We start from the raw sequence: 12189 nt of genomic DNA on the forward strand, positions 1-12189 counted from the left end.
TGGCCTTATTTTCGCGTTCGTCGCGATATGAGATTATTGACCTTTATTACCCTCTTTATTGTTTGCCAGTCAACCACTGAGGCTGCACGGATCAGCGGCAGGGTCACCGACGAAAAGGGTCAGATATTGGTTTATGCATCCATCCTCATAAAAGGTTCTACACAGGGCACCACCGCCAATAAAGCCGGCGATTATTTTCTGCAGCTCGATGCCGGTACATACACTATAGTTGCGCAGTATGTAGGTTACAACCGGCAGGAAAAAACCATTACCGTAGGAACAGAGGATATCACGCTCAATTTTCAACTCTCCTTACAACAGCTAAGTTTAAAGGAAGTAGTGGTGCGGCCCGGCGCCCAGGATCCCGCCTATGAGATCATTCGCAATGCCATTAAAAAAAGACCATACTACCTGAACCAGCTTAAAACTTTTCAAAGCGAAGTATATATAAAGGGACAACTGCAGTTACGCGCCTATCCCAAAAAGTTCCTCGGTGAAAAAATTGAATTTGAAGACGGAGATACCAGCAAGATCAAAATGCTTTTTCTGTCGGAGACTATTGCGCGGTACTCGGTTGAAAATGGAAAGAGAAGCAAGATCGAGGTGCTTTCAACGCGTGTAAGCGGCAGAAGCGATGAGTTTGGGTTAAGCACGCCGCAGATCGTTTCATTTTACGAGAACAATATTCAGGTGGGGCGAGGATTGAACCCGCGCGGTTTTATTTCTCCCATAGCATCCAGTGCGCTGAATTTTTACCGCTATCATTATGAAGGCAGTTTTGTGGAAGACGGCCGCGAGATCAACCGTATAAAAGTAACGCCCAAAAGGCGGTATGAACCGTTGTTCAGCGGGTATATCAATATTACCGAAGGCGACTGGCGCATACATAGTTTGCAGTTACAGCTAACGAAAGCATCGCAAATGGAAATCATCGATTCGCTGAAGATAGAGCAACTGTATGTGCCTTACAACAACGATGTATGGGTGATTAAAACCCAGGTGTTGTACCCGGCGGTGAAGCTGTTTGGTTTCGATGCATACGGCAGTTTTGTAAATGTGTATTCCAAATTCGATATAAACCCCACATTCGAACGTAAGTTCTTTAATAATACCTATCTGAAGATCTACGAGGGTAGCAATAAAAAGCCTGCCGCCTTCTGGGATTCCATCAGGCCCCTGCCTTTGCAGCTGGAAGAAATAACCGATTACCGAAAAAAAGACAGCCTGGAGAAAGCGCACAAAGACCCGCGTTACCTCGATTCCATCGACCGCAGGCGGAACAAACTGCATTTGTTTCCGCTGGTGGCTACCGGACAAAATTTTTACAGGGAGAAAAAACGGGAAACCTATAGCTTTTACCCGTTGCTGCAAACGGTAGCTTACAATACAGTGGAGGGGTGGCTGGTGAATTTGGGTGGAAGATATACCAAACGCCTCGATACCGTTCCTGCTTCCCGCCGGGCCTTAGGTATAGAACCGGCGGTGCGGTATGGGTTCAGTAACCGTCATTTCAATTCAGCAGCAACCGTTACCTACACACATGGCCGCAAATATTTTTCATCGTTTTCGATAAGCGGTGGAAAATGGGTGAACCAGATAAATAATAACAACCCCATCAGTCAGCTCAGTAATACCATTCGCAGCTGGTTGTTCGAACGTAATTATGCCAAATTCTACGAAGCATGGTATGGACGGTTCAACTTTTCAAAAGACGTAGGGAATGGACTTACCTTTTTCGGCGGTATGAAATATGAAGATCGCATACCGCTGGAGAATACCAGCAATTACTCTTTCGGCGATCGTAAGGACATAGCGTTTACCCCGAACTTTCCCATTGAGGTGATGACCGAAAATTTCCAACGCCACCAGGCGTTGATCGGTACCATTGGGGTAAGCTGGTTGCCCGGAACCAAATACATCGAGTATCCCGAAAGGATCGTGAATATCGGTTCCCGGTATCCAACCTTTACGTTTTCTTATTCAAAGGGTATCCACAACTGGCTGGGCAGCGACATCGATTATGCCAAATGGCGGTTCGATGTAAGCGAGAGCATCGATCTGAACCTTGGCGGTAATTTCCGGTATAAGGCGGTGATCGGCGGGTTTATGAACCGCGACAGCGTAGCCGTGATCGATTACACGCATTTCAACGGTAACCAGATCCTGGCGTCGGTTGAATACCTCAATGGCTTTCAATTACTGCCATACTATAAATACAGCAATATGAACCGCCTGTATGCGGAGGGGCATATAGAACATCACTTCAATGGATTGCTCACCAACAAGATCCCTGCCTTTCGTAATCTCAACTTGTACCTCGTAATGGGCGCAAACGCCTTATACGCCGATAGCGACAAGGAATATGTGGAAGTGTTCGCCGGTTTTGAGAACCTGCTTAAAATTGCGCGGTTCGATTTTGTATGGGGATTCGAAAAAGGCCGGGTGGCTGCGTTTGGGGTACGATTGGGAATAAGAGGGTTTGGAAAACTGTAATGGTTTATTGTTTATGGTTTTCTGTTTATGGTTCTTTTATCCGGGATCTCCGATTACTTTTCAACTTCCTGGTTTCTGAGCCTTGCAACATGTTGAAAAAAATGAGGTAATCTCAAAGTGCGGTAGCAACCATAAACCACAAACCACAAACCATAAACTGTTTCTTATTGGTACAAAACCCTATTTAAGTACATACACCAATTCTTCATATATTTGCCCCGTTTTATTAATTTTTGACTGCCCTGCAAGCGGTCGCAAAAATTCAAATATGGCTATCTTACACAACCGCGTCTCCCAGAAGGAGTTGAAAGAGCTTTTGTACCAGGAAACAGAACCCCGTACTACCATTTCTTTCTATCAGTATTTCCCCATTGCCGAGCCGGAACAATTCCGCAACGAACTTTACAAAAACTTAGCCGCCTTAAAAGTGTTTGGCCGCATTTATGTGGCGCATGAAGGCATCAATGCCCAGATCAGTGTGCCGCAAAGCAATTTCGAGGCCTTTAAAACGTATATGTATACCATTGAACCGTTGAACGGCATACGGTTGAACATTGCTGTAGACGATGACGGCAAATCGTTTTGGGTGCTGAAGATAAAAGTGCGTGAAAAGATCGTGGCCGATGGCATTACCGATGAAACGTTCAATATGAGCAACAAAGGCAGATATGTGAATGCCGAACAAATGAATACGTTGCTGAACGATCCGCAAACCATTGTGGTTGACATGCGCAACCATTACGAATACGAGGTAGGCCATTTTGTAAAAGCGCTGGAAGTGCCCAGCGATACCTTCCGCGAACAGTTACCTATGGCGGTAGATATGCTGAAGGACCAGAAAGACAAGAACATCATCATGTATTGCACCGGCGGTATCCGTTGCGAGAAGGCCAGCGCCTACATGCTGCATCATGGGTTTAAAAATGTATTTCACCTCGAAGGCGGTATCATCAATTACGCCAAACAAATAAAAGAACAGGGGCTCGACAGCAGGTTCATTGGTAAGAACTTTGTGTTCGACAACCGGCTGGGCGAGCGCATTACGCCCGAAATAATTTCCAAATGCCACCAATGCGGTAAACCTGCCGATACGCATGTGAACTGTGCGAATGACGGCTGCCACCTGTTATTTATCCAGTGCGAAGCATGTGCCGCCAAACATGAAGGCTGCTGCAGTAAGGAATGCCAGGATTTTATTCATTTGCCCGAAGAAGAAAGAAAGGAACTGCGCAAGGGCATCGACAAAGGCCGGAATATCTTCAATAAATCGCGTCACAGGCTGAGACCGAGGCTGGGGGAGGATCAATAGGCAATTGGCAAAAGTGCTGCCCACATCGATATAATTTATCTTTCAGGAACTAATGTTGGCCTGAAAGACCCATGATCAGCCTGTTTTGTGGGTAGTTCGACGTATAATGATGCCATTTTAACCGGCGACGGACTAATGCTAACCTGAAATGGCCCGCAGTTGGATTGTTTTTAACTGATGTTGACTTGTTTTAATGGCATATAGGCTTGCGACGGACTAATGCTAACCTGAAATGGCCCGCAGTTGGATTGTTTTTAACTGATGTTGACTTGTTTTAATGGCATGTAGGCTTGCGACGGACTGATGTTAGCCTTAAATGACCCGCAGTTGGGTTGTTTTTAACTGATGTTGACTTGTTTTAATGGCATGTAGGCTTGCGACGGACTAATGTTAGCCTTAAATGACCGGCAGTTGGGTTGTTTTTAACTGATGTTGATTTGTTTTAATGGCATGTAGGCTTGCGACGGACTGATGTTAGCCTGAAATTCACTTATGTTGTGTTGAAATGGGCCTTAGTAGCGCTGCAACAATCAACTTCTGCCAACTTTTCTGATTTCCTGAAAGCTTTTCGGCTTTCCTGTAGGGAAATGGCATTTCCCGAAGGGATTTACGTTTTCCCGAAGTATTTTACAATTTCCTGGAGGTAAATGGCGATTCCCGCTATCTTTTACAATTTCCCGAAAGTTTTTCCCTTCTCCTGAAAGATTTTGAGTTTTCCTAAAGGCTTTTTAGGTTACCCGAAGGGATTCAGAGATTTCCTGAAAAAATTGCCTTTTATCCTTAAAACGGCAGCATTAACGCTGAAATAAAGCACGAATTTTTGAAGTAAAACAACAGCTACTTATCTTTCGCCCACTTCAAACACACGGGGTTACCCACTTTGATGCTTTTGCCGGTATCGGTGAGCTTACCGGATTTTTTATCGCGTTTGAAGATCACCACATTATCGGTTTCCTGGTTGGCCACCAGCAAAAAATTACCCGTTGGGTCAATAGTGAAATTGCGCGGTACTTCGCCTTTGGTTGATTCATGCCCAATGGCTGTGAGCTTGCCGCTTTTATCGATGGAGAAAATGGCAATGGTGTTCGATGGAGTGCGGTTGGTAGCATACAGGAATTTACCATCGGGTGAAACATGAATATCGGCCGACCATTTTTTACCGGTAAAACCGGCCGGATAGGTTGAAATATGTTGGATCAGCGTGAGCTTTCCATCCTTATACTTATATGCCGAAACGGCGCCGCCCATTTCTTCAACCAGGTAGGCCAGTTTCCCATTGGGATGAAAGGTGAAATGCCGCGGTCCACTCCCGGCCGGTGTGGCCGCAAATGGCACTGATGCCGGTTCGGGTTTCCCGCTGCCTGGATTGAAGGAATAGATCATTACCTTATCGATGCCGAGGTCGGGCACAAAAATATATTTATCATCGGGCGAAAAAACGGTGGAATGCACATGCGGTTTTTCCTGCCGTTCCTTATCAACGCTGCTGCCTGTATGCTGAACCGTGGTAGGGTTGCCCAGCGTTCCATTGGCCATAATGGGTAATGTGGAGAAACTGCCGCCACTATAATTGGCCACAGCCACCCATTTACCGGTTTTGTTAACGGCCACATAACAGGGATGGTCGCCGCCGCTGGTTTGTTTATCGATATATTTTAAAGTGCCATTGCTTTTATCGAAAGAGAACACCGAAACGCTGCCCTTGTCATTGGCGTCTTCATTTACGGCGTATACAAATTTTTCATCGGGCGAAAGCGCCAGATAGGAGGGGTTGGCCGCCTTTGCATTACTAACGGCCGCCACTTCGCCTGTTTGCGTGTTCATTTTATAAACATACAGGCCTTCGCTTTTTCCCCGGGTATAGGTACCCACCAACAGATAGTAGTTCATTTGACAATTACCGGTTATATGTAAGGCAAACAATAAAATAATGTGCCATAGGTGTTTCATACATGGAAGATAGTTAAATAGTTGACAAGTTAACGGGTTAACAAGTTAACATCCTGCCATTGCGTTATAAGGTGTTGAAAAAATGCTGCGACCCGGATCCGGCTGCCATCAATTTTAAAAACCACAAGTCCCGCTGCTCATTAAACACCGGGTTAATATTTTTTTGTTAACTCATTAACTTACTCCACTTTAAGATCTGAGTAATTTTTTGTAATCTTGAAACCCGGGTAACGTTATCGTATAAGGCCAGGTTTAATTAGTTGCAGGTGTGACTGAGAAGGCGAAGCCATGTTTATTAGTTACATACCGTGATTGAAAATACGAACGAATCGACCGGCCGGCGGCTAGCTGACAAAGGGCTTGAATTCGAGCGGCAGCAGTTGTATGTTATGCCATAACCAACCTCTCGGGTTCTATATGATATTGAAAAGTACTTTTCTTCAATTTATCGTTATTGTGCAGGTATTCTTTTCGATTTCCGGGTGCAACACGACAAGAAATATCTATAAAAGTTCATCATCAAAAAAAGACTATGTAACAATTAACGCTGTGACACTTTCTCATTGTGGCTGTACTGAGATTTATGCAGAAAGGTTTAAGAATGGCAAAAGGGAATTTCAGATACTTTATAATGACAGTTTAGTTCGTAAGACGTTTTTTAGTTACAATCAAAATAGAAAGACGCCATCCTTGACAACGCTTTTAGCAACACCAAGTGATAATTTTACGACACCTTTTGATGAAACTGACTTAAAAATATTTACAATAATTGACTCCGCTATTGCAAATAAACAAGGGATAATTTATCCAATTCGCAGGACCATGTATAAAGGTTACATAAAGGACACATTAATTAACCATTGACAAAATCGGCAGGGCGAGGCACAAATATGCAACATTGGGTTGTAAGCAAATTGGGCTTGAAATTTTAGCATCAGCTAAATGCAAATTTCAGCTTCAGTTCCTGCTGACGAATTACAATCAGCTTTTGTACATAACTTCAATAATATATTTTCAATCGGCAGCGGTTATCGGCAAAAGCTTTGTCTGACTTCAATAGTGTCATTGAAAAAGGTACAGATTATCCTGCAGTGGCCTATTTCAACAAGGCCGAGTCTTTGCGAGAATTAAATAGATTTGAAGAAGCTATAAAATATTACGACAATGTTATTTCGGTTGACAATAAAGATTCAAGAGCTTATTTCAAAAAGGGAATGACATTTTCAAAACTTGGGAAAAAAGATAGTGCTTGCATTTCTCTTAAAATCGCCAAAGACCTGGGTGATCCTGAAGCTGAAAAAGAAATCGGGACACTTTGTAACTAAACGCTTGCACACAACAACTAATAAAGCTTAGAAGCGGAATAAACAATGAGTTTTTTTAACTTCTACACCCTACAATGCCTGGACAAAACGTTTATTTCGTCAGGTGGCGAAACGGCTGGAATGGAGTTAAACAGGAAACCAGTCATAAGTTTGAATTTGACTGTTCGGCTAGGTGACTAAATGGGGCTTGGTTTTGCAATCGGCTTAAGTTCAGGGTTACTAACCCACCCGAACGCAAAGCCCCGAACGTTGGCAGAAATACAAAATGAAACATCTCGCTACCATAATCATTGTGGCTTTAACCTTTAACTGTTTTGGACAACAGTTTCAGTTTGACAAGACAAAAATTTCCAGTCAGACAAAGGCGATTGTTACGAAAATTGAAAAGGAAAATAGGCTGATGGGCAGTATAGTTGGAAACGGTGGCATTCGACCAAAACAATTTGACAACTTTACAGAATTACAAAAGGTTGCGACAAATGGTGAACTCCAGGAGCTAACGAATCATCCAAACGGTGTAGTTCGTTGCTATTCTTTTTGGGCATTGACCTATGACACTTCTGTCAATCTGCTTCCAATAATTATCAAACATATTCCCGACGATGAAAAGGTAAGTACAATGTTTGGGTGTATTGTAAGTAGTGAAAAAGTAGGAGATTTTTTTATTAGCCTTGCTACTCCTCAGTATGTTGACTTAGACTCGAAAAAACTTACACCTAACGAATTCAACTATTTAGACAGTCTTCTTATTTATACTCCAAATAAATTATATGCAAAAGAGAATGCAATAAACCGAGCCAGGTTAAGCGAAGCATCCTACGAAAGAGTTAGAGAACTCGTATTGAAAGAAAACAATCAGTCGGCGTTAGTAACACTAGCTAAATTCAAACGTAAACAAGATATTCAGTTAATCCTAAATAATGAAATGACTGGTGAACGTTATGGCAAACTTTTCTTTACTTACAAAGCAATTAGTGAGTTTCCTGACAACGCTTTTCTGCCTTTACTGGAAAGGTCTTTGTATGAAGCAATTGACAAAGGAGCCTCGAGTACGGATTGGAGAGAATTATATAAAGCTATTGCCAGTTTTAAAAATGACGCAGCACTTCAGCTTTTAAAAGTACCATTCACACAGACGAAACACGAAAACATAAGGCAATATCACATAGACTTTATCTTCGCAGCAGTTCATGACTTCTACGCTCCTGTTTATGATGAACTCCTTTGGGCAATGTGGGAAAGCGAAAAGAAGATAAATACAAAAGTCTTCAAGCTGCTTTACCCAAAAAATCCAGACAAGGCATTTCTGCTAACAAAAAAGACGATACAAAATGCGGATGATTTTTATTACTTCAACACAGGAAGTTACAGCGAAGATGAAGAAAAACCCGTAAACCTTTTAGCTGTTATGCTTGACACAGTTTTAGTTAGGGACAGACCATACGCCATTGAGCAAATCAACAAAAATATAAGAGAGATCAATGTTCATCAGTTTCCAACATTCGCAGACAAAGCATTAAAATTAGGCGACACTTCTTTTGTATCAGCCCTGTTTGACCGACTTAAAACGGAAGATAACGCACATATTTATTTGAAAGCAACTGAAGTGCTGATTGCATTAAAAGACAAAGAAATTAATAAGCGTATAGTAGAAGTAGCCAAGATAAACCCAGCATTGAGAAAGGATTGGGGAGGTAAAGAGTTTGCGAAATTATTAAAGGACAACGGCATCGAGTGACGATGTACTTCTGCCAACAAGAATCATGATGACGGCGGCAAAACAAAAAATCAGACAATCAGTTTTTGTACATAACTTCAATAATATATTTCAATTAAACAGCGGTTACCGATCCGTTGCGTCAGCTTAAAGAGAGATTCTACATGAAACAAACAGATAGCTTTTTATCGAATGGTTTTGTGATTTTTGACGAGATCTATACCATGGACGAAGTAGAAAATGTATTGCGACAAATCAACCTGGCAAACTCAGACAAAGACACATTCAGGAAATCAGAAGACCTCTTTGCTATTAGACAATTTTTAAAGGAAGTACCATCAGCGATCGACGCAGTCTTCAATGATAATCTCAAAGCAATTTTAAGCCAAATTTTAGGTGACAAATATTTTGTTGTAAAAAGCATTTATTTTGATAAACCACAAACATCAAACTGGTATGTTTCATATCATCAGGACCTGACAATCTCTGTTGATAAGAAAGTTTCTTTGAATGGGTTTGACCTTTGGACAACAAAACAGAATCAGTTTGCAGTTCAGCCACCGTTGAACATTTTACAAAATGTCGTGACTGTTCGTATTCATCTTGACGATACCGATGAAAACAACGGCGCATTAAGAGTTATACCTAAGTCTCATTTAAAAGGCGTTTATAGACCAGAAACTATTGATTGGACTTTTGAGAAGGAAGTAAGTTGCAATGTATCAAAAGGCGGAATTATGCTTATGAAACCGTTACTATTACATAGTTCAGGCAGAACAACCAACAATAGGCAACGGCGAGTGATTCACATTGAGTTTTCAAATCAGGAACTACCAACAGAACTTAATTGGGCAGAACGAATAAATTTATGTTGATAAGCCGGGCGCACAACATGGGTTTTGTGTTAAGGCGGCTGAAAGCAAAACCTGCTCGGTAATAATTTTATTTAACTTAATGCCTGGGCTGGACTACTGAACAGCAATACCGCCACGAATTACAAGATCCCGACATTTCAAATTTAATTGCAGACTTATCTAAACACCTACATATACAGCAAAGATAATCCATCGGCTGCAGATTCGGGCTTGACGTTTCCGATGGCCCGGCCGAACTCAATGCCATAGCCATTAAACGCCATTATATGAAAACTCTGATAGCCATAATTTTCTTGTTGATTGCAGATAAAGCATTGTCGCAGGACGACAGCAATTATGTTTCTTCCTGTAACTATTTTAAGGAAAATAAACTTGCGCTCAACGTGATAGAGCCTCCTGATGGGTACAATCTTTTTTACAATTGTGATTCAATGCTCTTCGTTCGTGGAAATTTTTCAGACACGATCAAAATCTGGACACCTGGAGTCGAATGGGCTCATACCCTTGATCAATTCAAAGACGTTGTGAGTAAACCAAATTATGGCAAGACAATTTTTGCGAAATCAATAATGTCAGACGGCCGCATACTTGTTGTAAATTGCATGGAAACTGTATTCATTTTTCGAAACGATTCATTGTACGAAGTAGAGGACACAGTTTCGAAGCCGAAGGAATACTTTTCTATGTTGGTCGACCATGTGTCAGGAAAAATGGACGAAACAACCTACCGGCATAAAAAAGATAGTATTGATTTGTTGTATAAAGATCGGCACGCTTATGTTCCGAAATTGATTTTTGCAAAGAACATGTTCCATCGGGGAAAAAAGAAGGTAACGCTATCCCGGAAAGTTAACTATGAGAAAGATGAGATCGAACTGGAACGGGAATGGGTGGAGAATGGCAAAAAATGTTATGTAGTTAGAATTAATAATAAATTCGAAAATGAGAAGACAACCTATGCTTACGCCATAAATGAAGATATTAAGTTTATTTGGTGGGAAGGTTGTGGCAACAGAACTCAAAAGTAGTTGACGATATTCAGGCGGAGCAAGATGTTTTGTGAGGGACGGAGTAGTAAAGGATATTGCGTTATATGAAGGTTCGGCTGATTTGACAAGCGGAAGAAAATTTGTATCGGATTTTATCTGCGTTAACAAAAACGAGTTGCCCAAAGTTGTAGTTATTGATATTGCATTTAGTGGAAAAACAGGTTGGTTTGTTCTCGAATTTAATGCATGCTGGGGCGCAGGACTTAACGGTTGTAAAGCAGTGAACGTAATTGACTGCATCATAGATGCAACGATTAATAAATGAGTGGTAATGCATGTTCATTTTTCCAATGTTGACGAAACTTTGATCCGATAGTAAAATTACGACCCAGGCAATGTTTTTGAAATCGCTCACAAATTAAATAAGGTCGACAAATTGCTCTGCCAACCTTTTTAAAATATATTTTTTCGCCTTTATTTCGGGGGCTGTATTCCCTCGTCAACCCGGTAACTCGTCAACCCGTTAACCAGTTAACCCGTTAACTCATCAACTATCCCTTCACTTTCTCCAACTCTTTCACTATCCGGCTAACCGTTTCTTCTTCCGAAAGGTGCTGCGGCTGAAATGTTGAGCCAATCACTTTTTCATACAGTTCAATATATCTTTTCGAAATAGTATTGATCCACTCATCGCTCATTTCAGGAACTGTTTGTCCTTCCTTGCCCATAAAATTGTTGGCGATAAGCCATTCGCGTACGAATTCCTTGCTCAGCTGTTGCTGGCGTTCGCCGGTCTTTTGTCTTTCCCCGAACCCGTCGGCATAAAAGTAGCGGCTGCTGTCGGGCGTATGAATTTCATCCATCAGGTAAATGGTATCGCCGATTTTGCCGAATTCATATTTTGTATCAACTAAGATCAAACCCTGTTTGGCGGCGATTTCTTTACCGCGCGCGAATAACTTCAGGGTATAATCTTCCAGAACGGCCCAATCTTCAGCTGTGGCGAGCCCGGTAGCAATTATTTGTTCTTTTGAAATATCTTCATCGTGGCCCGCTTCGGCTTTAGTGCTTGGCGTTATGATGGGGGTTGGAAAAAAATCATTTTCTTTCATGCCTTCAGGTAGGGGTACACCGCATAATTCGCGTTTTCCACTGGCATAGGTTCGCCATGCATGACCTGTTAAATTACCACGCACTACCATTTCGATCTTAAAAGGCACACATTTTTTACCAATAGACACATTGGGTGCAGGTACCGATACTAACCAGTTGGCACAAATGTCGCGCGTAGCCTGCAGCATGTAAGCAGCAATCTGGTTCAATACTTGTCCTTTATAAGGGATGGGGCGGGGTAAGATCACATCAAATGCAGAGATGCGGTCACTGGCAATCATTACTAGCCACTGATCTTCAATAGTATATACATCTCTTACTTTGCCTCGGTAAAAGTTTGTCTGCTGAGGAAATTGTAATGATTTCATGGGCCGAAGATACCAGCGATGTTGAATATGATGAAAAAAAAGAATTCCCG

The 12189-nt window shown here is 42.0% G+C and carries 9 protein-coding genes; 7 read left to right on the top strand and 2 right to left on the bottom strand.

Features of this window, described 5'->3' with window-relative positions; all coding sequences use genetic code 11:
* Nucleotides 1-27: 27 nt before the first annotated feature.
* Together A4R26_RS01310 and trhO are read left to right on the top strand one after the other, a co-directional pair.
* Nucleotides 28-2493, top strand: coding sequence for a DUF5686 and carboxypeptidase regulatory-like domain-containing protein (locus A4R26_RS01310; RefSeq protein ID WP_081158903.1), 2466 nt, complete (start codon nt 28-30; stop codon nt 2491-2493).
* Between the two features lie 268 nt (nt 2494-2761).
* Nucleotides 2762-3802 (top strand): oxygen-dependent tRNA uridine(34) hydroxylase TrhO, encoded by a 1041-nt coding sequence (gene trhO / locus A4R26_RS01315; protein ID WP_081159422.1) that lies wholly within the window; start codon nt 2762-2764, stop codon nt 3800-3802.
* Between the two features lie 837 nt (nt 3803-4639).
* Here trhO and A4R26_RS01320 read toward each other — a convergent pair.
* The gene (locus A4R26_RS01320; protein WP_081158905.1) at nt 4640-5752 is read right to left on the bottom strand and encodes a lactonase family protein; all 1113 of its coding nucleotides are present in this window, start codon (nt 5750-5752) and stop codon (nt 4640-4642) included.
* Between the two features lie 1010 nt (nt 5753-6762).
* Between A4R26_RS01320 and A4R26_RS01330 the strand changes: the two genes are divergently transcribed.
* The 5 genes from A4R26_RS01330 to A4R26_RS36010 all read left to right on the top strand — a co-directional run bounded on the left by A4R26_RS01330 (nt 6763) and on the right by A4R26_RS36010 (nt 10983).
* On the top strand, nt 6763-7077 hold the full coding sequence (locus A4R26_RS01330; protein WP_081158914.1) for a tetratricopeptide repeat protein: 315 nt from the start codon (nt 6763-6765) through the stop codon (nt 7075-7077).
* 265 nt (nt 7078-7342) lie between these two features.
* Nucleotides 7343-8815, top strand: a complete 1473-nt coding sequence (locus tag A4R26_RS01335) for a hypothetical protein (RefSeq protein ID WP_081158918.1) — start codon at nt 7343-7345, stop codon at nt 8813-8815.
* Between the two features lie 143 nt (nt 8816-8958).
* On the top strand, nt 8959-9669 hold the full coding sequence (locus tag A4R26_RS01340) for a phytanoyl-CoA dioxygenase family protein (RefSeq protein WP_081159424.1): 711 nt from the start codon (nt 8959-8961) through the stop codon (nt 9667-9669).
* A gap of 266 nt (nt 9670-9935) precedes the next feature.
* Nucleotides 9936-10697 carry a hypothetical protein gene (locus A4R26_RS01345; protein ID WP_081158921.1) on the top strand — a complete coding sequence of 254 codons (762 nt, stop codon included), beginning with the start codon at nt 9936-9938 and terminating at the stop codon, nt 10695-10697.
* A 31-nt stretch (nt 10698-10728) separates the two neighbouring features.
* A complete protein-coding gene (locus tag A4R26_RS36010; RefSeq protein WP_081158923.1) occupies nt 10729-10983 on the top strand; it encodes an ATP-grasp domain-containing protein in 255 nt (84 codons plus the stop codon).
* A gap of 226 nt (nt 10984-11209) precedes the next feature.
* Here the strand turns inward: A4R26_RS36010 and A4R26_RS01355 are convergent, their stop codons facing one another.
* Nucleotides 11210-12139 (bottom strand): phosphoribosylaminoimidazolesuccinocarboxamide synthase, encoded by a 930-nt coding sequence (locus A4R26_RS01355; RefSeq protein ID WP_081158926.1) that lies wholly within the window; start codon nt 12137-12139, stop codon nt 11210-11212.
* Nucleotides 12140-12189 lie beyond the last annotated feature (50 nt).

The sequence above is a fragment of the Niastella populi genome (assembly GCF_002078015.1).
Taxonomy (GTDB): Bacteria; Bacteroidota; Bacteroidia; order Chitinophagales; family Chitinophagaceae; genus Niastella; species Niastella populi.